This window comes from Vibrio sp. 10N.222.54.A3, from assembly GCF_041474095.1.
Taxonomy (GTDB): domain Bacteria; phylum Pseudomonadota; class Gammaproteobacteria; order Enterobacterales; family Vibrionaceae; genus Vibrio; species Vibrio crassostreae_C.
Genome location: NZ_JBFRTN010000006.1, coordinates 163,676 through 184,525 on the forward strand (window position 1 = coordinate 163,676; position 20,850 = coordinate 184,525).

The 20,850-nt window shown below is 44.0% G+C and carries 21 protein-coding genes; 10 read left to right on the forward strand and 11 right to left on the reverse strand.

The genetic code is table 11. The features are described from left to right. Positions 1-9: 9 nt before the first annotated feature. The 5 genes from phrB to AB4507_RS01845 form a co-directional block, all read right to left on the reverse strand. Positions 10-1,425 (reverse strand): deoxyribodipyrimidine photo-lyase, encoded by a 1,416-nt coding sequence (phrB, locus tag AB4507_RS01825; protein WP_372083735.1) that lies wholly within the window; start codon positions 1,423-1,425, stop codon positions 10-12. Beyond that, positions 1,422-2,369 carry a DUF523 and DUF1722 domain-containing protein gene (locus AB4507_RS01830; protein ID WP_017070215.1) on the reverse strand — a complete coding sequence of 316 codons (948 nt, stop codon included), beginning with the start codon at positions 2,367-2,369 and terminating at the stop codon, positions 1,422-1,424. Before AB4507_RS01830 ends, phrB begins: the two co-directional genes overlap by 4 nt. A gap of 174 nt (positions 2,370-2,543) precedes the next feature. Then, on the reverse strand, positions 2,544-3,224 hold the full coding sequence (locus tag AB4507_RS01835) for a ChrR family anti-sigma-E factor (RefSeq protein ID WP_050651217.1): 681 nt from the start codon (positions 3,222-3,224) through the stop codon (positions 2,544-2,546). Then, on the reverse strand, positions 3,217-3,864 hold the full coding sequence (locus tag AB4507_RS01840) for a sigma-70 family RNA polymerase sigma factor (RefSeq protein WP_017060967.1): 648 nt from the start codon (positions 3,862-3,864) through the stop codon (positions 3,217-3,219). Before AB4507_RS01840 ends, AB4507_RS01835 begins: the two co-directional genes overlap by 8 nt. 110 nt (positions 3,865-3,974) lie before the next feature. Further along, entirely contained in the window at positions 3,975-4,595 is a 621-nt protein-coding gene (locus tag AB4507_RS01845; RefSeq protein ID WP_333008255.1) for an LON peptidase substrate-binding domain-containing protein, read from the reverse strand. Positions 4,596-4,847: 252 nt separating this feature from the next. On the opposite strand from AB4507_RS01845, the gene AB4507_RS01850 reads away from it, so the two are divergent. Next, positions 4,848-5,234 (forward strand): tautomerase family protein, encoded by a 387-nt coding sequence (locus AB4507_RS01850; protein ID WP_372182127.1) that lies wholly within the window; start codon positions 4,848-4,850, stop codon positions 5,232-5,234. A 115-nt stretch (positions 5,235-5,349) separates the two neighbouring features. On the opposite strand, the gene AB4507_RS01855 is transcribed toward AB4507_RS01850, so the two are convergent. Beyond that, positions 5,350-6,147: a DUF4344 domain-containing metallopeptidase gene (locus AB4507_RS01855; protein WP_372182128.1), complete on the reverse strand. Its 798-nt coding sequence runs from the start codon at positions 6,145-6,147 to the stop codon at positions 5,350-5,352. A gap of 326 nt (positions 6,148-6,473) precedes the next feature. Between AB4507_RS01855 and AB4507_RS01860 the strand changes: the two genes are divergently transcribed. Then, positions 6,474-6,830, forward strand: coding sequence for a YibL family ribosome-associated protein (locus tag AB4507_RS01860; RefSeq protein WP_017060971.1), 357 nt, complete (start codon positions 6,474-6,476; stop codon positions 6,828-6,830). A 315-nt stretch (positions 6,831-7,145) separates the two neighbouring features. Further along, positions 7,146-8,372, forward strand: a complete 1,227-nt coding sequence (gltS, locus tag AB4507_RS01865) for a sodium/glutamate symporter (protein WP_017060972.1) — start codon at positions 7,146-7,148, stop codon at positions 8,370-8,372. A 147-nt stretch (positions 8,373-8,519) separates the two neighbouring features. Here gltS and AB4507_RS01870 read toward each other — a convergent pair whose 3' ends face one another. Both AB4507_RS01870 and AB4507_RS01875 read right to left on the reverse strand, forming a co-directional pair. Next, the gene (locus AB4507_RS01870) at positions 8,520-9,176 is read right to left on the reverse strand and encodes an NAD(P)H-dependent oxidoreductase (protein ID WP_017061511.1); all 657 of its coding nucleotides are present in this window, start codon (positions 9,174-9,176) and stop codon (positions 8,520-8,522) included. Positions 9,177-9,467: 291 nt separating this feature from the next. Continuing rightward, on the reverse strand, positions 9,468-10,334 hold the full coding sequence (locus tag AB4507_RS01875; RefSeq protein WP_372154586.1) for a glycerol kinase: 867 nt from the start codon (positions 10,332-10,334) through the stop codon (positions 9,468-9,470). Between the two features lie 570 nt (positions 10,335-10,904). On the opposite strand from AB4507_RS01875, the gene AB4507_RS01880 reads away from it, so the two are divergent. The 3 genes from AB4507_RS01880 (at position 10,905) to AB4507_RS01890 (ending at position 14,716) form a co-directional block, all read left to right on the forward strand. Then, entirely contained in the window at positions 10,905-12,797 is a 1,893-nt protein-coding gene (locus AB4507_RS01880) for a PTS mannitol transporter subunit IICBA (protein ID WP_017061513.1), read from the forward strand. A gap of 183 nt (positions 12,798-12,980) precedes the next feature. Then, positions 12,981-14,129: a mannitol-1-phosphate 5-dehydrogenase gene (locus AB4507_RS01885; protein ID WP_009846102.1), complete on the forward strand. Its 1,149-nt coding sequence runs from the start codon at positions 12,981-12,983 to the stop codon at positions 14,127-14,129. A 50-nt stretch (positions 14,130-14,179) separates the two neighbouring features. Further along, positions 14,180-14,716: an MltR family transcriptional regulator gene (locus AB4507_RS01890; RefSeq protein ID WP_198592367.1), complete on the forward strand. Its 537-nt coding sequence runs from the start codon at positions 14,180-14,182 to the stop codon at positions 14,714-14,716. Between the two features lie 261 nt (positions 14,717-14,977). Here the strand turns inward: AB4507_RS01890 and nagB are convergent, their stop codons facing one another. Together nagB and AB4507_RS01900 are read right to left on the reverse strand one after the other, a co-directional pair. Then, on the reverse strand, positions 14,978-15,778 hold the full coding sequence (nagB, locus tag AB4507_RS01895; protein ID WP_019819998.1) for a glucosamine-6-phosphate deaminase: 801 nt from the start codon (positions 15,776-15,778) through the stop codon (positions 14,978-14,980). Positions 15,779-16,384: 606 nt separating this feature from the next. Then, entirely contained in the window at positions 16,385-16,738 is a 354-nt protein-coding gene (locus tag AB4507_RS01900; protein WP_017061517.1) for a DUF413 domain-containing protein, read from the reverse strand. 154 nt (positions 16,739-16,892) lie between these two features. On the opposite strand from AB4507_RS01900, the gene AB4507_RS01905 reads away from it, so the two are divergent. After that, positions 16,893-17,783 carry a LysR family transcriptional regulator gene (locus AB4507_RS01905; RefSeq protein WP_017061518.1) on the forward strand — a complete coding sequence of 297 codons (891 nt, stop codon included), beginning with the start codon at positions 16,893-16,895 and terminating at the stop codon, positions 17,781-17,783. 183 nt (positions 17,784-17,966) lie between these two features. On the opposite strand, the gene AB4507_RS01910 is transcribed toward AB4507_RS01905, so the two are convergent. Then, complete coding sequence (locus AB4507_RS01910; protein WP_017061519.1) at positions 17,967-18,170, reverse strand: hypothetical protein; 204 nt, start codon at positions 18,168-18,170, stop codon at positions 17,967-17,969. A gap of 236 nt (positions 18,171-18,406) precedes the next feature. On the opposite strand from AB4507_RS01910, the gene AB4507_RS01915 reads away from it, so the two are divergent. The 3 genes from AB4507_RS01915 (at position 18,407) to AB4507_RS01925 (ending at position 20,849) form a co-directional block, all read left to right on the forward strand. After that, complete coding sequence (locus AB4507_RS01915; protein ID WP_017061520.1) at positions 18,407-19,783, forward strand: AlkA N-terminal domain-containing protein; 1,377 nt, start codon at positions 18,407-18,409, stop codon at positions 19,781-19,783. A 25-nt stretch (positions 19,784-19,808) separates the two neighbouring features. Then, on the forward strand, positions 19,809-20,291 hold the full coding sequence (locus AB4507_RS01920; protein ID WP_017061521.1) for a methylated-DNA--[protein]-cysteine S-methyltransferase: 483 nt from the start codon (positions 19,809-19,811) through the stop codon (positions 20,289-20,291). Positions 20,292-20,462: 171 nt separating this feature from the next. Next, positions 20,463-20,849 (forward strand): hypothetical protein, encoded by a 387-nt coding sequence (locus AB4507_RS01925; protein ID WP_017061522.1) that lies wholly within the window; start codon positions 20,463-20,465, stop codon positions 20,847-20,849. Position 20,850: the final 1 nt, after the last annotated feature.

The following is a 20,850-nucleotide window of genomic DNA, read 5'->3' on the forward strand; positions in this document are numbered from 1 at the left end:
TCACTCTAATTATTTGAAGAAGGCTAAGGCTCTCAATCGTGCTTCTTTATGCTCAACGATGGGTTGCCAGTATTCGCTGTCTATTCCGTTTTTAGCGATAAAGTCATGTGGGAAATGTACATGCTTATCTGGGATATTTTGCAGCTCTGGTATGTACTTACGAATAAAAATTCCTTTTGGATCAAACTTTTCACTCTGAGTGATTGGATTGAAAATTCGGAAGTAAGGTTGAGCATCACAGCCAGTACTTGAAGCCCACTGCCAGCCACCATTGTTGGCACTAAAGTCTCCGTCGATAAGGTGCGACATAAAGAAACGCTCGCCCCAACGCCAGTCAATAAGCAGGTGCTTGGTTAGGAAGCTTGCCACCACCATTCTTAGTCTGTTGTGCATCCAGCCCGTTTCAACCAGTTGACGCATTGCGGCATCAACCAATGGATATCCTGTTTTTCCTTCGCACCAAGCTTTGAAGCTAGGATGATCGTGATACCAATCTAAACCATTGTATTTTTGCTGAAAGTTAGCACCTTTGACCAGTTTAGGGTGGTGGAACATCAAATGCTTATAAAAATCTCGCCAAATCAATTCATTGAGCCAACAAAAGGCCGGTAATTGCGTATCAAATAACAGATCGGGTTGCTGCTGAATCAATTGAATCGCTAACCAACGTGGGCTCACGGCGCCAATCGCTAAATAAGGTGATAGCCCCGATGTTCCTTTAACTGAGGGAATATCTCTCAGACGTGCGTAGTCGTTGACTTTATTGCCTAAGAAATTGGGGATCACATTGCCCAATACATCTTGGCTTAATGGCCAGCGACTCGAATCAACACGCGGAAAATCGAAATCATAGTCAGCAGAGAGGGTTAAGGCTTGTAAGTCGTCAGGAAGCTGTGTTTGTGAACGTTCAGCTGACTCGACAGGAGCTGGACTGCAGATGATGCCTTTCACCTGAACTTCTTTTAACCAAGCGTTCTTAAAGGGCGTAAAGACTTTGAACATCTCGCCTTGTTTGTTGAGAACGCTACCGAGTGGCAGCATAACGTCACAATCGCTGATCTTCAGGTTTAGGCCGCTTGAAATCAGCTTTTTATCGCGAGCTTGTTCATCGACCTCTGGTTCAGAGTTAGCGTAGACGCACTTGGCATCAAGCTGCTGGCATAGATCGATGAGTTGATTGGATTGGTCGTCAAAATCGGTCGCTTTTAGGTGAAGCAACGTTATCCCGAATTCAGCGAGCTGGGAATCGAGTTGTTTTAGATGACGATAGATAAAATCAGCTTTGATTGGCGCAAGGTGGTGCTGCTGCCACGTTTGAGGAGTTGAAATGAAAACGGCGATTGTTACGCCGTTTTCAACTGCCGAGACGAGCGCTGGGTTATCGAGAATCCGCAGGTCTCGTCGTATCCATAGTATGTCGCTCAATATCCGTATCTCAGTTTAAGTTCTTGAGGGTGCGGGTTTAGGTAAACCTGTGATTCTAGGTATTCGTTCGGGTATTCCATCAGGTAGTGATTGATCAGTGTCAGCGGCACTAACAGTGGGATAACACCTTCTCGAAAAGCTGCAATTTGGTTGGTCAACTCTTGTTTGTGGGCGCTACTCAGTTGTTTCTTAAAGTAACCCTGCAAATGATGCAGCGTATTGGCGTGACTGCCTCGATTCGCGTGATGTGACAATGCTGTCATCAAGCCCTCGATGTATTGAGCCGCCAATTCGTCGATTTCTAAGTCATTACCCGCTAGCAGTTTGCCTAAGCTTTTGTAACCCTCAACGTGGTGACACATGACGAGGTACTTGTGGGCGCTGTGGAACTGAATCAGTTTGTGTTTGGTCACACCTTCATCCACAAGATCGAGCCATTTTTGGTATGTGAATACTCGAGTCATGAAGTTTTCACGCAAAATGGGATCGTTAAGGCGACCGTTTTCTTCAACGGGGAGTAACGGGTTACCGTCCATAATTTGTTGGGTGAACATGCCTACGCCAGTCGATTCAGAGCCGCGACCATGGTGGTGGTACACCTTCACGCGCTCCATACCGCAGGTTGGGCTTTTTTGACACACAATAAAGCCAGCAATGTGTTGGTTTTTCTTTGAGTAGTTTTGACCGAACTCGATCAGTTCGTTGGTCACATCACCTGAGCCATCAGGGCGAGAAACATGGATGATGTCATCTAGCATTCTTGTTTGACGAATGGTTGGACGAGGGGTTGGAAGACCAACAGCCATCTCTGGGCAAACAGGTTCCAATTCCACGTAGTCTGCTAGGTCGTCTGTACAAAAACGAGAGCGTTTATGACCTGTGTCGAAACGTACTTTATGTCCAGCAACACATGCACTGATACCGATTTTGATTTTCTTTTCCATTGGCCAACTCCTTTGCTCTTGCTCTGAGCTTTTTCTTATAGTTCAACATTGCTAATCGTATTTACAGAGCTGGGTGTGTTTTTACTTTGACACCGTAGTTGTTTTTATTCAGATGTATTGACGATATACAGGATAGCTTTATGCCATCCTGTATATTTATAGCCTGCAACTGGGTTAATAGATATATTTTCCAAGTGGATTGAATAGTTGGCTCACACCTTTTGTGAAGTAAAGCGCATCACTTGAAACGGTTAAACAGACACAACCTTCTTTTGTTGCCGGTTGATGAGTGTGATTGCCATCCAACCAGATGAAGTCACCTTTGTTGTAAACGCCCATTTCGTCTTCGAAACTGCCCTCTAGAAGAAGCGTGATCTCGAAGCCTTTGTGGGTGTGACAAGGCACTTGTCCATCTTTGTCGATGTGCAACAAGCTGGTGTGGTGTGCTTCGTCAGCAAAATCGAGTCTTGCTCGTGAAATTTTGCCTAGGTTCATCCAGTCCTTTCTCGCGACTGAGTTGAGGGCGCGAGGAATTGTGAATGTTGTGTCTGCGACGGTTACTTTCTGAACCTCTGGAGTCACTTCAACTGACTGTGAAGCATCGGCTGTGATTTGCTCAATCGCGTCAAAATCAAAGTCCATGTCGTCCATTGAGAAGTTGTCTAGATCTTCATTTGAGAAGACTGGCTCTGCGTCAAATGCACTATTCGCCGCTTCAGCGGTAAGCTGCTTAACTTGTTGTTGGCAGTGTTCACACAGTTCTACATGGCTAGAAACAATCAAAGAAACTGAATCAGCCAGCGTGCCATCGACGAAGTCTTTCAAGATTGCCGCGTTTGGGTGATGTTTAATCATGGTCTTGTTCCCCCATGTGAACTTTTAATTTGGCTAAAGCGAGTCTCAGACGTGATTTCACAGTTCCAAGTGGGACGCCAAGTTGCTGAGCGAGTTGCTCTTGAGAGAGCTCTTGAAAATAGACGCCTTTGACGATGGTTTTCTGAGCAAGAGGCAATTTCTCTATTTGAGTCATAACGTGTCGGCTCATCAAATGATCACCGAATGGCAAATCTTCACTTTGAGATTCGGCTACCATCGCATCTATCGGCCAGATATCGTCGGCTATCGTTTGTTCGGCTTTCGCTTTCACTTTACGCAACATGTCGAACGCTGCATTACGCATTACCGTGTAGACCCAAGTGGTCGCAGCGCCTTTATCTACATTGTAGAGATGTGCTTTCTTCCAAACATTAGTCATCGTGTCTTGAACTAGCTCGTTGGCAGCCGCTTCGCCGCCTAACTTACTAATGCCAAAACGCTTAATCTTAGGAGCGAAGAACTTAAACAAACAGGTGAATGCCTGCTTGTCTCGGTCGGTACCAACCAACACCAACCAGCTCGAGAGCTCTGTCGGTACTTTGTTGTCTGTAGGTACTTTGTTATCGGGAATAATGACATGCTCCTTGCCGTTCCCTGAACTTCTGCTTTCCACTTGCATAGTAACTAACCATCATGCGAATTTGATAGGCACTACGTGAAAGGAGAAAGTCGGGATCACTTTAATTTAAATTAATTTCCACTATACAAAATTATAGTGAAGAAAAGTGCTTATTGCCCCGTAATGATTTGATTCAAAAAAGGAACTAGAGACGGAAAACTGGCTGGCTCAGTAAATTCTGTTTTCTTTTCCAGTGGGATAGGCATCATTTCGAGCAATCGCGCACAGATCCATTGTGGGCTCTCAAAATCAGGAGTGGGATAGAGTGTTCTTATCGAATCGTGGTCGCGAAACAACTGAACCAAAAATGCGGTAAACACGTTGGGCACTTTATATTCATCGGTAGGCCAGTGAGGCAACAAGCTGAATTGGCTTTTAATCAGTTCATCGTCGTCTCGAAACGAACCATGCAATTGCACCAACTTTTCGCCTTCGACATCAATTTCTAAGATCTGGTCGTCCGACATATTGAAGTCGACGATTGTCACTTTTGTTCCCCAAGAACTAAGATGCTCAGAGTTAGAGTTATCTTGAGTGGCGATAATGAAACCATCGCCCTGCGCTGCGTGAGCAACCATCGCGAGGTACTTTGGCTCAAAAATGCGCAGTCTTTGTCTGCCTCCCGGTAGAAGGAAGATGGGGAGGGGAAACACTGCGAGCTCCAGAGAAGACTCTACGGGTGTTTCTGGTTCGGCGTTTGTCCGTGTGGTCTTCCTAGGTGAATTCGGCACATAGCACTCCTTAGTTCAAATGTGATTTGAGAAGATATACGCGGGGAGGGTGGTGTTCGATCAATTCGCTTCGGCTTATGTTTGCAAAGGGATAGGTATTTTGTTGCACCTGTTCATAAATTCATTGTTTTTACCTTTTCTCATGCGCGTCATTAGGTAATATATGAACAAATAGTAAGCGAATGGGTAGTCGCCAGACGATGCTTCTATCTGACGTTCTTCTATACCTAACATCGCATCAAAGGAATGGTCATGATTGTTATTTATGGTATCAAAGAGTGCTTAAATCCAATTAAGTTGCAGCTCTCTAATGTGTTGCAGCAGTGCTTGAACAGTGAAATGGGTTTACCTGATGACAAGCGAGCACATCGATTTATGCCATTGGAACGAGATGACTTCTTTTACCCAGAAGGAAGAACAGAAGCCTATACTGTCATTGAGATAAATATGATGGAAGGTCGAGCGGTAAACACCAAAAAGCGTCTAATCAAGAAGATATTTTCTGAGATAGAGAAGCAGTTAGCTATCTCTCCAATTGATATTGAAATCACCATTAAGGAGCAGCCATCGCACTGCTGGGGATTTCGAGGCATGACCGGCGATGAAGCTCAAGATCTGAAGTATAAAGTGAAGGTCTAGGGTTTAAGCTCTTAACTCGTAAGACTTAACCACACCTGTCGAGTGACGGCTTTGGAATTTGATTCCAAAGCCGTTTTGTCTCGTTCTCGACACTAACCTTCAAGTATCTAAGTATCTAAGTATCGTCACTCTCTTTTAAATACTGATGCCAATTTTCATTGATCACATCAAAGTGCTCAACGCAGAACTCTTTTCTGTCTTTCAAATAGTCATTTTCCACTTCATCGAGCAAGCTCTTATAGGCATCAGGATCGCTGCCATACACCAAGCATAATGTGGAGAAGTAACGCTGCAGGTCGAAACTGTGCTCATCGATGTATTCCCCCAAGTCGTAATACTCAGGGCGGTCTTCCGACTCGAAAGCGAACATGTCAGCAGCGCTGATAGCGGCATCAGCCCCATGCTCTACGTAGTTAAGCAGTAGCACGGTTGCTAGGTTATCAACCGCATCTTCTTCTTTACCCAATATGGCAATGTTCTGATCTTCGATATACGCATGCCCAGCTTCGTGCAGCAGAGTGTGCAGCAAGGTATCAATAGCGCCGGTTTGCGCAGATTTCCCATACTCTTTTTCGTATTGGTTCTTCTCGAAATAATTGAGTGACTCAGCGTAAAAGCTATAAGGGATCAGCACTTGATGGTTTTGTGGATCGTAGAGTGGTCCTTCTTCCCCGCCATATTGAATGGTTAATGGCTTCTCAAACATGAACAGTTGGTTTGATAGGTCGACCACGGTGTCATTAACGCCGCTGCTTTGAATCTCTCGTTTGAGCTGCTCTTCTTCGGTATTTTGCGGTGTAGAGTATTCGACGAGCAGGTTACTTTGGGTGGTTTGTTCACTAGATGCATAAGTTGTGGCAAACATTGCACTCAGGACTAGGCTGCAGGTCAATGTTCGTTTCAATAATGTCATCGGCTATCCTTGTGATTACGTTGCGATTCAGAGTCGTGCTGGGGGTAACAACTCCAAGCTGTGTACCCTGATTTAGTTATTGCGTTAGAGTATAAGTTTAGACGGAATTTTGATGCATCGAGGACTGCAATTTTTGAAGTAGGCGCTATCCTATCAATGAATAATCCGCTTAGAGATTCGCCACAAAGAATAAGTAAGCTGAATGAGCGGTGTCGATGTGATTCGTTTCTATTGGTAATTAACAGATAAATTTCGGTTCAACACAACCCTTGTGCTATACTCCGCGCCCCAATCCGAATTGGCTTGTTTAATCTTAGGAAATTATTATGAGTGTTAAAAACGAACTTCAACAAATTAACAACCGTCTAGACAAGTGTCGCCACAAGTTAGATGCTGCTAAAACTCGTAATGATCGTCCTGTTGTTCGTCAGTTCGAGGAAGAGATTAAGAAGCTAACTAAGAAAATTGCCCAGCTTAAACACAAAGAAAGCTATGATGTGAACCAAGAGCGTAAGTCTCTGGTTGATATGCCATTTAGCCGTGAGATCACTAAGGCTGAGCAAGCGGATATGGGTAAACTTAAAAAGTCTGTTAAAGGACTCGTAATTGTTCACCCAATGACGAAGATCGGTAAAGAACTTCGCATTGAGGTTATGACTGGTTACGCACCGAAAAAATTCTAATTACCAGCGATGGTGATGAAAGAGGAGCTAGAAATAGCTCCTTTTGCTTTTTTAGGTATTAAGAAAGCAGAGTCAGCGGCATAGATACTCACGCCGTTTTCAACTTTTAGGAGGTGACTGTTGTCACAAATCCTTTTATCTCCTATAAAAGTTAACGTGCTACTAACATGGTACTAAGCGATCGCAGTAATGTGTTCGCTTTTCGAATCCACACTTTCTCTCCAGTTTGTATAAATATAGGTAGAGCAGCACAAATAATTACAGATAAAACTAGACTCATTAGGGAAGATGAGAACGTAAAAAAATAGAGGTTATATGAATCAATTAATTTCAATTGGACCACTAGAATCCTTCCTAATCGCGATTAGTGTTTTGTTTCTAGGTCATTTCGTCAATGCAAAGCTTCCGATTCTCAAAAAGTACAACATTCCAGAGCCCATTGTCGGCGGCTTGATTGTCGCTTTTGCTATTACAGCCCTGCACTTTAACGGCCTTGATCTTGAGTTTTCCTTGCCCCTGCAGAACACGTTTATGTTGATGTTCTTTGCAACGGTCGGTCTTGCGGCGAACTACACGCAGCTGATAAAAGGTGGTGCTAAGGTATTCCTATTCTTAGGGGTAGCGTCGGTTTACATCATTATCCAAAACGGTGTAGGCGTAACCTTAGCTACGGCACTAGGCCTTGAACCCTTGATGGGTTTGATTGCTGGCTCTATCACCCTTTCGGGCGGTCACGGCACAGGCGCGGCTTGGTCTCAAACTTTTGCAGACACGTTTGGCATTGCAAATACGCTAGAAATCGCGATGGCTTCAGCGACCTTTGGTTTGATCATCGGTGGTATTATCGGTAGCCCAGTGGCGCAAAAGCTGATTGATAAAAACCAGCTTGAATCTGAGTACGGCACTGGCACGCAAACACATGAACGCTTCCCTGAACTTGTTACTTACAACGAGTATGAAGAAGACAAAGTGACGGCGAAGAAGGTGATTGAAGTGTTGTTCATCCTTCTTATCTGTATCACGGGTGCGAAGTACCTAGAGCAGTGGGTGGCGACTTTTGAAATTTCTTGGTTGATGATTCCTGACTTCGTTTACGCGTTGTTTATCGGTGTTTTCATCACTAACGTGTTTGAAGTGACTAAGCTGCATAAGACTGACAGCGAAACGGTCGATATTCTTGGTACGGTGTCATTGTCACTGTTCCTAGCAATGGCGCTAATGAGCCTTAAGCTTTGGAACATATTTGACCTTGCGATTCCGTTCTTGGTTATCCTGGCGGTTCAGGCGGTTGTGTTAGGTATCTTCTCTTACTTTGTGACGTTCAAAGTAATGGGTTCTAACTACGACGCAGCGGTTATGGCAGGTGGTCACTGTGGTTTCGGCCTAGGTGCAACACCAACAGCGGTAATGAACATGGGCTCTTTGGTGAACCGTTTTGGTCCTTCACCACAGGCGTTCATGGTGGTGCCAATTGTTGGTGCCTTCTTTATCGATATCGTTAACCTGATTATCCTTCAGGGTTACATCTCGTTTATCGGTTAATGTTCGCCTTTACTTAAACGCAATGTGCTTATCGCACTAAGATGAATACAAGAAAGCCAGTCTGTTGACTGGCTTTTTTTGTTCTTGTTTATCGAGGTTTTCTTGCCTGATACCCCTGCGGTTAGGGCTCTGTCACATCAACACGCCCTAAAGTGTTGTAACGACTTCATCAAGAGCTAGGCGCGCTTTTGGCTTGCCGTAGTTGTAGTCTTCGCCGTCTTTGTGGTAGCCGATAGCTAGAGCTACATCAACAACGTGACCTTCTAGTTCGTCAGCAAACTCTTCGCTGATCATAGCTGCATCTACACCTTCCATAGGTGTTGAAGCGATACCTAGACGAGCTAGTGTGTGCAGTGTGTTACCTAGTGCGATGTAAACTTGAGACTTAGTCCAGTTACCGTTGAAACCTGTTTCGTCTGTGTTCATTTCTGCGAATGCGTAAGCACCTAAGAATTGCTCGTACATTTCAGCTGGTAAGTGACCAGAGCTTACTTCTGTATCAGCACGCTTCGCGAATTTCTCTTTAGTGTACTTAGGATCGTGAGCAAACAGGATCGTGTGTGACGCTTCTTTCGCATGTGGTTGGTTAAATTGGAACATGTTTTCGAAAGTATTGTGGAAGCGTTGTTTTGCTGCGTCACTCTCAATGATGATGAATTTCCAAGGCTGAGAGTTGATAGAAGAAGCTGACAAGCGAAGTGCTTCTTTGATTACTTCCATGTCTTCCGCAGAGATGCGCTTTTCTGCATCGTATTTTTTAGCTGTGTAACGAGTGTTTAGATCAGTAATGATTGGATGAGTCATGTTGAATCCTAATATCTATCAATAATAAATGTTGTAGGGTTTTATGTTCAGTTACGTCAACAATAAACGGATAACCAATTTAAACGAATCTCAATAGATTGAACGTCTAAATAGTTATCGAACATGCCCCAATAAATCGAGTATCTGCGGTAGCTCAAGTCGATGGGTGTAAGATAATAGAAGAATGACTCGGGAAAAATAGCGAACATATCAAATCACTATGGTTAATAATGTCCATAATGATTCAATAAGTGTGATCTTAATGGAGGTGGAATCTCTAGATTCAGTAGCTTAGTACGCTTTGATACCATATTGGCGCAATAATGGCGGAAGTACGCTGTCTAGGTTGGGGATATCTTCTGGCGTGATTTCGATTAAACCAAAACCATGCTCTTCATAGATTTTTCTCGTAGCTTCACGTTTATTTTCGGCGATTGGCGCAGAATCAGTTCCCCAGAACTGGATGTATACTTTGCCACTTGGTAGATAAAAATCGCTGATCACTTCTTTTGATATCGGAAGCGGACGCTCGTACGCATGGACCACTCCTGCCATATAAAGCCAGTTATCAATGATCAGCTCTCCCTTTGATCGAACATAATGCCCGTCTAAGCTTCGGTGCTTCGCCTCAAATTTCTGACGAAAACTGGAGAATGACACATCGGTCGAGTGGCTTTCAGCATCATGCCCTAGGAATTCAACAACAGACTGCTTTAAACGTTTATTGCGAACCAATGAGTCGTGCCATACCACGAATAAGTTTTGAGTCGCTTTGTCTTCTCTTTGTTCACCTCCGGCTTTTAAGCCTGTAGAGGTGACATGCCAACCGTCTTCTTCTTTTGTTATCCAACCAAGCTCGTTGAGCAGTAAGTTGATTTTCTTTGCGCTGAGTTGAAAGGCACTGCCAAGCTGGGTGGCGGTGAGTGTTTTTCCTGAGAATGAATCCAAATCGATAAGAAGTTTCTCTGGCCAGACAATAAAGACACCGAACTTCTTATGTTCGACATATTCCCCACCAAAGCTTTCTCCTCGTTCTGTAAGAACCCAGCGCTCTTGTGAGCGCACGATATAACCCGCTGTTTTTAGATCGCTAAATAAAGTTTTAGCTTCTATGCCTTTTTGTTTAGCGAGTGCGGATGTGGAAATTTTGTCTGACATAGTCTTTTCTCAAATAGCAGAGTGATCCGCTGATGGGTTTTGGTGAGATACATGATGTGATAGCACAGGCGAGTACCATATCACATCTACTAATGCCAACTGCTGCTCACTGGTCTATGTTTTTAGTAGAAAGTCATGTCTGATTTTGATTTTGTGGGAAATGTGGCTCTTTCTGTAATTAAATTACATGATTAGCCATTCTGCTCATCTGGATGCATATTTTCTATACGTGACACGATGTTCTTTTATACGGTTTATATAGATCTTAGATGCTATATTTTATTAAGTGTGATTTTGATCACTATTTATTTTTAAGTATTACAAAATAAAGTGTGATCTATATCTTGTGTTAATGATATTTATTCTCATTAATTTGGCTTTGTAATTTAAATTCATGGTGTTTTTGTGATCTAAAGTGCTCTTGTTAACCCTAAAGTGCTTTTCGTGTGTGATGGTTGTCACGAAAGTTGGGCTAAGGTGCATTTTGGAAATGTTGTGATACATTTTAATCGACTTTTGAGTACACACTTTCGGTCATTTGACCAACCAATACATTACGGGGTTCTACCTATGTTATCACCAGAAGCAAAGATTAAGGTTCAAAACTTTGGTCGTTTCTTATCCAATATGGTAATGCCAAACATCGGCGCATTTATTGCGTGGGGTTTCATTACTGCACTATTCATCCCAACCGGTTGGTGGCCTAACGAAACGTTAGCATCAATGGTTGGCCCTATGATTACATACCTATTGCCACTATTGATTGGTTACACCGGTGGTAAAATGGTTGGTGGTGACCGCGGTGCGGTAGTAGGTGCCATCACGACAATGGGTGTTATCGTTGGTACTGATATCCCAATGTTCATGGGTGCAATGATTGTGGGTCCACTAGGTGGTATCGCAATTAAGAAATTCGATGAAGCTGTTCACGGTAAAGTGAAGAGTGGTTTCGAAATGCTAGTGAATAACTTCTCTGCGGGTATCATCGGCATGATCTGTGCGATCATCGCGTTCATCGTGATTGGTCCTGCGGTTAAGATTCTATCTGGCGGACTTGCTGCTGGCGTAAACGCAATGGTAGAAGCAGGTGCATTACCTCTAGCATCTATTTTTGTTGAACCTGCGAAAATTCTATTCCTAAATAACGCAATCAACCACGGTATCTTCTCTCCACTAGGTATCCAGCAATCTGAAGAGATTGGTCGTTCAATCTTCTTCTTAATCGAAGCAAACCCAGGTCCTGGTTTTGGTCTTCTACTTGCTTACATGGTGTTTGGTAAAGGTAGCGCGAAGCAATCTGCTGCTGGTGCATCTATCATCCACTTCCTAGGTGGTATCCACGAAATTTACTTCCCTTACGTTCTAATGAACCCACGTCTAATTCTTGCGGTAATCGCAGGTGGTATGGCGGGTGTATTCACTAACGTAGTGTTCGATTCTGGCCTTATCTCTCCAGCATCTCCAGGTTCTATCTTCGCAGTCTTACTGATGACGCCAAAAGGCTCTTACATCGGCGTGATTCTATCGGTTATCGCAGCAACGGCAGTATCGTTTGTTGTAGCGTCAATCCTTCTTAAAACATCAGCGCAAGATGATGAGGAAGATTCACTAGAGAAAGCTTCTGCACAAATGAAAGACATGAAAGCGTCTTCTAAAGGTGCAGCATCAGAAGCAAACGTAAACCTAGCGGATGTAAAAGCAGTTTATGTAGCGTGTGATGCGGGTATGGGTTCAAGTGCAATGGGTGCGGGTCTACTACGTAAGAAAGTAGCAACAGCTGGCCTAGACATTGAAGTGACCAACTACGCAATCAACAACCTACCGGCTGATTCACAAATCGTTATTACGCACAAAGACCTAACAGACCGTGCTCGTAGCACTGTGCCAGGTGCGATGCATATGTCTCTAAGCAACTTCCTAGACGGCGGTGTATACGACCAACTAGTTGCTGAACTTGTCGATGCTCAAAGTGGTGAAGCGAAAGTAGAAGCTCCGGCGCCTGCTGCAGCTCCAGCACAAGAAGGCAACAAGCTTGCACTGACAGACGACAGCATCTTCCTTGGCCTTAAAGCGACTCAAAAAGAAGACGCAATCAAGTTTGCTGGCGAACAATTAGTAAAACTTGGCAACGTATCACCAGAATATGTAGATGGCATGTTTGCTCGTGAAGAGCTTGTGTCTACTTACCTAGGTGAGTCTATCGCAGTACCACACGGCACAATCGAAGCGAAACAGTACGTACAAAAAACCGGCATCGTTTTCTGTCAGTACCCTGAAGGTATTCAGTGGGGCGAAGATGAAGATGATATCGCGAAGATGGTTATCGGTATTGCCGCACAAGGCGATGAGCACAACATGGTGCTGATGGCTATTACCAATTCACTCGATGATGAAGAAGCTGTGGAATGCCTACAGAACACAACAAACCCTGCTGATGTTCTACGTATTCTCAACGGAAACTAAAAAGCTCTAGTCAAGCTCCTGAGTGAAGGAGGCCGGTATCCCCCTACTGGCCTCATTTTCGGTCTTAATCTTTCTAACAAGATTCAGTCTGAATAGCTTACTGCTTAATGCCTAGGGCACATCGTCAAGGCATGTTGTTGAGCAGTTAGCTATCTAGATTCAAATATTTATAAGGTCAAAATTATGAAAGCGTTACATTTTGGTGCAGGTAATATCGGTCGTGGTTTCATTGGTAAGCTTCTTTCTGATGCTGGTATGAAGGTTACGTTTGCTGACGTAAATGAAACGGTTGTAAATGCGTTAATTGAACGCCAAGAATACCCAGTTAAGATTGTTGGCGAAGAGTGTGTTGTCGAAGTTGTTAAGAACGTGACAGCAGTAAACTCAGCGACAAGCGCAGTAGTAGATTGCATTGCTGAGTCTGATCTTGTGACGACTGCAGTGGGCCCTACGGTTCTTAAAATCATCTCTAAGTCTATCGCTCAAGGCATTGAAAAGCGTGCAGCAGCAAACAACACTGCACCAATGAACATCATCGCGGCAGAGAACATGGTTCGCGGTACTAGCCAATTAAAAGCAGCCGTGTTAGAGCACCTTTCTGATGAAATGAAAGCGTTCACTGAAGAGCACATTGGCTTTGTTGATTCTGCGGTTGACCGTATTGTTCCACCGGCAGAAGCGGGCGAAACAGATCCTCTAGCGGTAACGGTTGAAACGTTCAGCGAGTGGATCGTAGATCAAACACAATTCAAAGGTGAGATTCCAAACATCCCAGGAATGGAATGCACTGATAACCTAATGGCTTTCGTTGAGCGTAAACTGTTCACGCTAAACACAGGTCACTTGGTAACGGCATACCTTGGTGTGCTTGCAGGTCATGAGACTATTAAAGACTCTATCGAAGATGACGTAATCCGCGCTGAAGTAACAGCGACGATGGAAGAGAGTGGTGCGGTTCTGATTAAGCGTTACGGCTTTGATCCAGAAGCACACGCTGCCTACATCCAAAAGATTCTAGGTCGTTTTGCTAACCCGTTCCTACGTGATGAAGTAGACCGCGTTGGTCGTCAGCCAATTCGTAAACTGAGCCCGCAAGACCGCCTAGTTAAGCCTCTAAACGGTACATTAGAGTACGGCCTACCGAATGCTCACCTAGTAAAAGCAATCGCTGCTGCGTTCCATTACAAGAACGAAGACGACCCACAAGCGGTTGAACTTCAAGCAATGTTCGCAGAAAAAGGCTTTGCTGAGACATTAGCGCATTATTCTGAGCTGAATAGTGACTCAGAAGTTGTTAAACTAGCGGAAGAAGCTTATCTAGCATTGAAATGATAAACCATCAAAGTGCCACACCAGTGGCACTTTCTTATTGTCGAGCCGTTATGCCAATACAAACAAGCCATGAAACTGAATTACTCGAAGCCCTTTCGGAAGCTGAGAGTGCTAGCGCCTGCCTAATGGCTGCTTATGATGCATTGGACGACACGGTAGATGCCGTATTAAAAAACATCTTTAAGAAAGACGACACTGCAATTAAGTTCGTTGTCGAGCCACTTCTCAACAGTGGTGGGCCGTTAGGCGAGATCATGATTCGTGCTAAGTTGCTACTCGGACTTGGCGTGATCAGTAAAGAACTCTACGACGATCTAGAGGTTTTCGTTACCTTGAAAGAGTGGGCGAAAATACAGGGTGAAGACACCAGCTTTACAGAAGTTGATGTGATATTTGAGCTCAACAAGGTGCACGCGATTCAGCGTATTATGCCTATCGAATATGACGCGGAGATGGTGGAAACGATGTCTGGCCCAATGCTTGAAATGTTCTTGGGGCGACATAATCAAAAGGTGAAGTCGACGATCGTATTAGCTATCACTGACATTATCACGACCTTATGCCGAGATAACGCGCTGAGCTCTTAGCTCTAGTTTGCAGCTCTGCTTATCTTGTTTCACATCCTACATAACTTGTAGCTGTTCGTTCGTTTCAATACAAAGATTAAAATGATGGCGGTTTCTCTCGTTGGAGAAATCGCTTTGTTGTTTTTGTGCTTCTAAAAAATATCCGAAATATCTTCCCATTAAATACAAAAGCAGCAGGCACAAAAAAAGCCACATTCAGTGGCTTTTTCTATTCAAGACGCTCTCTTTATAAAAACGCCCTGCTATTCAAGACTATAGGAATTATAGGTCTTGGATGTTCTCAGCTTCTAGCTCTTGGAAGTAGCGTAGAGTCTTAACTTTTAGCTCTTGTTGAGCTGGCTCATCAGCAACGATGATAGCTTTACGGTGCATCTGTAGAGCTGTAACAGTCCACATGTGGTTTACAGAACCTTCGATAGCCATTTGAAGCGCTTGAGCTTTGTTGTGGCCTAGAGAAAGGATCATCACTTCTTCTGCATCTAGAAGAGTCGCAACACCGATAGTTAGTGCGTATTTAGGAACTTGGTTGATGTCGCCATCGAAGAAACGAGAGTTCGCGATACGAGTGTCTTCAGTCAACGTTTTGATACGAGTGCGTGAAGATAGAGAAGAACCTGGTTCGTTGAATGCGATGTGACCGTCGATGCCTACGCCGCCCATGAACAGGTTGATTTTGCCGTATGAACGGATTTTCTCTTCGTATGCTGCACAGTGAGCATCGATATCTTCAGCTTTGCCGTCTAGCAGGTTGATGTTTTCTGCTTGGATATCAACGTGGTTGAAGAAGTTCTCGTGCATGAATGTGCGGTAAGATTCTGGGTGGTTTGGTTCGATACCAACGTACTCATCCATGTTGAATGTTACAACGTGCTTGAAGCTTACTTCGCCAGCTTTGTAAAGTTCAATTAGCTCAGCGTAAGTAGTTAGAGGTGTGCTACCAGTAGGAAGACCTAGTACAAATGGACGCTCAGCCGTTGGAGCGAACTTGTTGATTGAATCTGCGATATGACGAGCAGCCCATTTACCTACTTTAGCTTTGTTGCTTAATGGAATAAGTCTCATTGATTTTGCCCCTAGAAATAAAATTTTATAGTGTTCTGAAACATTAATTCGCATTATAAAATAAGTTATCCAGTTCCGCTATTGTTTTAGGTCAAGTTTTTGCTTTTTTCGTCGTAACTGTGACTGGAACTCTCAAAATTGCACAATTATTGTATGGATATTTGGTGGCGTTAAACAAGATTAATACGTTTGTCATATACAGCAATGTTGATCTAATTCAGCACCTGAAAGGGTTGGTGTGTTTCTATGCCTTGATACGATTATTGCAACAATGGCATCGCTCGAACCATTGACGAATTTTGGTGCATTAACGTGTTTCGAGTATAAACAAGCGTTGAGCGTATAGTTGAAACTAGAAAAATAATGATGGCAATGGAGCGCTATCGTGATAAAAGACAGGGGCAGGATGAAGAACGATGAATCTCAGTGGGATGAATACCCATAAGATTGAACGAGAGCTGTGTTTTAGTCACGCTATCGCTATGAATTGTATATAAATATTGGTAAAAATGGATAGGTTGGCTAAACTTACCAATTACAAAGAAGATGTGTGTTTGAAGGCAAAAAAAAGCCCAAAGTGATGAGGTATCACTTTGAGCGATTTTACTAATCTTCTAACACTAACTCACTTTCGTATTCTTCCCTAGATACGTCGCCGCGTTTGCAGCCGTTTAGGGTGTGAAAGCGACGGCGTCCACGAGCCAGTTGAATGTACTTCAACCAAACACGCTCTAACTTGGACTTTGCCTTATGAGGGTGAGACAACACTTTAATGAAGTGTTTTTCTTCTGCATTGATTGGTGCTAGTTCACCAGTTTCAAGTGCAAGCATAGTGTCACCAAACAAGGTTAGGATTTCCTCTTCTGAAAGAGTAAAATCACCCGACTTAGCGAACCCTCTCGGGAATTTAATGGTGTCATAAAAACGTTTTTTTCCGTGTCGGAATTCGGTCTCAGACATATCAGCCTCAGTAATGTGGTTAGATAGAAATTAGTGTTTATTGCTCACGCGAAAATATTGTTAAAAGGCTAAAATAGGAAACAAAATGTTTTTGCCTTTACGATAAACAATCCTAGATCGGCTAGTTAGCAGATTTATTACAGAGATGTATTTGATGGATGTGAAAGTATTTAGAACCTTTCTTGAGGTTGCAAGGGTGCGCCATTTTGGGCGTGCAGCTGAAAACTTGTATTTAACACAAGCGGCGGTGAGTGCGCGGATCAAACAGCTTGAAGGCTATTTTGATACTCAGCTCTTCATTCGTGACCGCAATAACATCAAACTCACATCTTCCGGTGAACGTTTGATTGGTTATGCCGAAGTGATGGTGTCCACCCTACAACAAGCCAAATTTGAGCTGTCGTTAGAGAGTGGTAAAGCCTTGCAGTTAACGCTGGGCGGCACGCCGAATATTTGGGATGCGTATCTGCAAAACTGTTTAAGTGTGGTAACCGACTCTTTTGGTGGTTACGGCTTTATGGCAGAGGTGATGGGGCGCGAGCAACTGAACCGTAATTTGTTAGAACGAACCTTAGATATGGCTTTCGCGTTCGATCAGATCAAAGCAGAAGAGCTGAACTGTAAAAAAGTCGCTGACTTGGTTTTGGTGTTGGTATCAACGCAGCAAGATGATCTGGAATCTGTATTTCAACATAAGTATGTTTATGTGGATTGGGGAACGCGCTTTGGTTCTGAACACGCAGAACGTCACCCTAAAGTGCCAGCACCGTACCTACGTACCTCTACAGCCCGTATCGCCCTCGATTTCATTTTAGAGAAAGGCGGCAGTGCGTATCTTCCGGTGTCTCTAGTCGAACCTTTTATCGATTCGGGTCAGCTGCACAAGGTGAAAGGGGTTGAAGACTGGTATCTCCCAATTTATCTGAGCTACCGTAAAAGCAGTACCTCGGTTGATGCGATCATGCAGGTTGAGAAGTTGGTTAATGAGATTGACCCATCGACGGCTTACACATTGCAGCAAGCCGCTGAACAAGCACCTGAGTAACGGCATTCGCGGTAAGCAGTGGCTTTGCTGATTAGATTCAATAAAAAATGGCTCCCAACTAATTGTATAGTTGGGAGCCATTTTTGTTTTAAACCAGAAATGTACTTCTTTTCGGAACTAGAGATCGTTTCTAATTCCATAAATATCGTTTAAGCCTGGTATGTGTAGCCTTTATTAAAAGCCCTATAGGTTCATTAGATTCTCAATAGACTCTTCAAGAGAGTGTGACATGTACGAATGGATTTGATTGCCATCCGTTGCGTCAATCTCGATCATAGAAATCCCGTTGTCCGCTTTGTCTTCAAGAAAGCTTAGAGACTGCTCGACTGATTGACTGGTGAGAACCTGTTGATTTGATAAAACAATACGACATGTGTGTAGAACCATAGCCTTTTCCTTTTTATATTCGATAGGTCTCTGCATCTTGGCGTGCTAAGTACCGATCGTTGACGTTGTGAGAAGAATGCCCTCTCTAGGTTAAATTTAGTCGAATTGAATAAAATTAAAACCCTTTTTTGTGATTTATCTGACCTTCGCTTCCGAAAGTGGCTAGCGACAATGGTGGTTCACGGTAAACTTTTAGGTATCGGATCAAACGCTATGGTAAGTGGGAAGAGTACGGCATGTCGAAAAAGATCAATCACAACAGCAGCTTAACCAGTGAGCAGTGCCATTTGGCTCGATATGCACGAGATGCTCGCTTTGATGGGATGTTTTTTACAGCGGTGAAAACGACAGGAATTTTTTGTCGCCCGATTTGCCCAGCCACACCACCCAAAGAAGAAAACGTCGAATATTTTTCCCATCAAGCTCAAGCATTGAAAGCGGGATATCGTCCTTGTTTACGTTGTCGACCAGACAGCGCACCTTTTTCGCCGGCTTGGAAGGGCGTCGAAACCACTTTCTTACGTGCGATGCAGTTGATTGATAATGGCGCTCTGAATTCAGGATCTATCGTCGACCTTGCAACGCGGTTAGGTATTTCAGATCGTTATTTACGAACCTTATTCGACAATTACATCGGCGTGTCACCCAAGCAATATAGTCTGTACAGTCAATTGATGTTTGCCAAGCAGTTGCTGCACACCAGTAGCATGAGCATTACTGATGTCGGCTTTGCTAGTGGCTTCAATAGTACGCGCCGTTTTAATGATGCCTTTCAAAAAGAGCTGCAGCTTTCGCCAAGCCAAATTAGGCGAGCGAAGCCAAGTGACACTCAGAGTAATCATATTCAGCTTGGTTTTCATGGACCCTTAGATTGGAACCACTTGTTGAGGTTTTATCGACGAAGAATGATTGAGGGCTTAGAAGGCGTTGGCGAAGATTATTATAAGCGCACGGTAAATGTGAACGGGTCAAAGGGTTGGTTCAAGGCGACTTTAGCCAAAGATAACCGCTTGGATATTGAATTCGAGTTGGATGATATAAGCCAATTAAGAAGCTTGATTGCGAATATCCGCCGTATGTTTGATCTTGATGTCGATATTGCCAAGGTTGAGACGTTCTTTACGACTATCGATCCTAACTTGGTGGCTAAGAGTGGTATCCGTATTCCTGGCGTGTGGAGTGCTTGGGAGGCAGGCGTGAGAGCGATTCTAGGACAGCAAGTTTCGGTAACCGCGGCGATTGGTCAGCTTAACTTATTGGTCAAAGAGCTTTCTGATGAACATGAGAAAGCCAGCTTCCCAACACCAAAACAGATAGCGGACGCTGATGTTAGCTTCTTGAGAATGCCGGGAAGCCGCAAAGAGACCCTAAAGCGTTTTGCCGAATACATGGTCGACAATGAAGCTGAGCATCCTTCCAAATGGATTGAGCTAAAAGGGATTGGGCCTTGGACTATTCAATATGCACTGCTTCGCGGGTTAAGCGAACCTAATCATCTGTTGGTTGGTGACTTGGTGGTGAAGAAGTTTATTGAGCATCGCCCCGCCATCAACACGGAGAGTGTTTCGCCTTGGGGTAGTTACGCCACGTTCCACTGTTGGAATCAGTCTTAATCGGAATACTAAGCTAGGAGATATCATGGACAACCGTTTTACTTACTATGAGAGCCCATTGGGAACCGTGACGTTACAGGCGAACGATGAAGGCTTGCTCGGCCTTTGGTTCGAGACACATACCACCAAACCGGAACCGTTGGGTGTTCAAGATGATAGCTTTCCGATCTTTGCATTGGCTATCGAGCAGCTTAATCGCTATTTCTCGGGCGAAGCTATTCAGTTTTCTGTGCCGATTGCAGCCAAGGGCACGCCATTTCAGCAGTCGGTTTGGCAGGCGCTGACGACCATTCCTTATGGAGAGACTTGGAGCTATGCACAACTGGCCGATGCGATAGGCAATCCGAAAGCCGTTCGTGCTGTGGGTTTGGCGAATGGCAAAAATCCGGTTTCAGTGATTGTGCCGTGTCACCGTGTGATTGGTAAAAACGGCAAACTGACGGGTTATGCAGGTGGCGTAGAACGTAAACAGCACTTATTGGTGATAGAGGGAAGAGAGCAAGACTAGCAAGCGATTTAGCCATGAGCCTGTCGAGATGCTGGCTGAATATCTCGTACTACTTAATGGTGAAGGCGAGTGGTTCTTAAAATATGACTTTGCATTAAAATCAACGCTTTCTGGGAAATATCGATTTGGTTGCATATTCTTTGACTATGTTCTCTAGGCAAGGATGCCCAAATGAATAGATTCCCCTTACTAATATCTGGCTGCAGCTCTGCATTATTGCTGACAGGTTGTTTAACTGATACCAGCCGACCTTTCGAGGTTCCACAGCTTGCTCTGTTCAAAGGTATGTATGAGAACGCAGATAATGACAGTTATCTACTTTTTGAATCCGGGCAAGTGACTTATCAAACAACGGATAATTCCGTGACTCGAACCTATCGTGTTGATGATGACTTGATCACCATTGAATTCAATTCTGGAAGCAGCCGAACTGACTCTAGACTAGTGATGCGCATTCAACAGAAGGGCGAGATGCTAACTTGCAACCAATGTCCAGCGATACAATTGAGTAACGTCTGGACACTTGTAGATAAGCCTGTGAAAGACAGTTCGAACTAGA

Excerpts from the sequence above, each read along its gene's own strand:
- AB4507_RS01830 (WP_017070215.1), bottom strand. The coding sequence starts at position 2,369 with ATGGAAAAGAAAATCAAAATCGGTATCAGTGCATGTGTTGCTGGACAT.
- AB4507_RS01835 (WP_050651217.1), bottom strand. The coding sequence starts at position 3,224 with ATGATTAAACATCACCCAAACGCGGCAATCTTGAAAGACTTCGTCGAT.
- AB4507_RS01840 (WP_017060967.1), bottom strand. The coding sequence starts at position 3,864 with ATGCAAGTGGAAAGCAGAAGTTCAGGGAACGGCAAGGAGCATGTCATT.
- AB4507_RS01850 (WP_372182127.1), top strand. The coding sequence starts at position 4,848 with ATGATTGTTATTTATGGTATCAAAGAGTGCTTAAATCCAATTAAGTTG.
- AB4507_RS01855 (WP_372182128.1), bottom strand. The coding sequence starts at position 6,147 with ATGACATTATTGAAACGAACATTGACCTGCAGCCTAGTCCTGAGTGCA.
- AB4507_RS01860 (WP_017060971.1), top strand. The coding sequence starts at position 6,474 with ATGAGTGTTAAAAACGAACTTCAACAAATTAACAACCGTCTAGACAAG.
- gltS (WP_017060972.1), top strand. The coding sequence starts at position 7,146 with ATGAATCAATTAATTTCAATTGGACCACTAGAATCCTTCCTAATCGCG.
- AB4507_RS01870 (WP_017061511.1), bottom strand. The coding sequence starts at position 9,176 with ATGACTCATCCAATCATTACTGATCTAAACACTCGTTACACAGCTAAA.
- AB4507_RS01875 (WP_372154586.1), bottom strand. The coding sequence starts at position 10,334 with ATGTCAGACAAAATTTCCACATCCGCACTCGCTAAACAAAAAGGCATA.
- AB4507_RS01880 (WP_017061513.1), top strand. The coding sequence starts at position 10,905 with ATGTTATCACCAGAAGCAAAGATTAAGGTTCAAAACTTTGGTCGTTTC.
- AB4507_RS01885 (WP_009846102.1), top strand. The coding sequence starts at position 12,981 with ATGAAAGCGTTACATTTTGGTGCAGGTAATATCGGTCGTGGTTTCATT.
- AB4507_RS01890 (WP_198592367.1), top strand. The coding sequence starts at position 14,180 with ATGCCAATACAAACAAGCCATGAAACTGAATTACTCGAAGCCCTTTCG.
- nagB (WP_019819998.1), bottom strand. The coding sequence starts at position 15,778 with ATGAGACTTATTCCATTAAGCAACAAAGCTAAAGTAGGTAAATGGGCT.
- AB4507_RS01900 (WP_017061517.1), bottom strand. The coding sequence starts at position 16,738 with ATGTCTGAGACCGAATTCCGACACGGAAAAAAACGTTTTTATGACACC.
- AB4507_RS01905 (WP_017061518.1), top strand. The coding sequence starts at position 16,893 with ATGGATGTGAAAGTATTTAGAACCTTTCTTGAGGTTGCAAGGGTGCGC.
- AB4507_RS01910 (WP_017061519.1), bottom strand. The coding sequence starts at position 18,170 with ATGGTTCTACACACATGTCGTATTGTTTTATCAAATCAACAGGTTCTC.
- AB4507_RS01915 (WP_017061520.1), top strand. The coding sequence starts at position 18,407 with ATGTCGAAAAAGATCAATCACAACAGCAGCTTAACCAGTGAGCAGTGC.
- AB4507_RS01920 (WP_017061521.1), top strand. The coding sequence starts at position 19,809 with ATGGACAACCGTTTTACTTACTATGAGAGCCCATTGGGAACCGTGACG.
- AB4507_RS01925 (WP_017061522.1), top strand. The coding sequence starts at position 20,463 with ATGAATAGATTCCCCTTACTAATATCTGGCTGCAGCTCTGCATTATTG.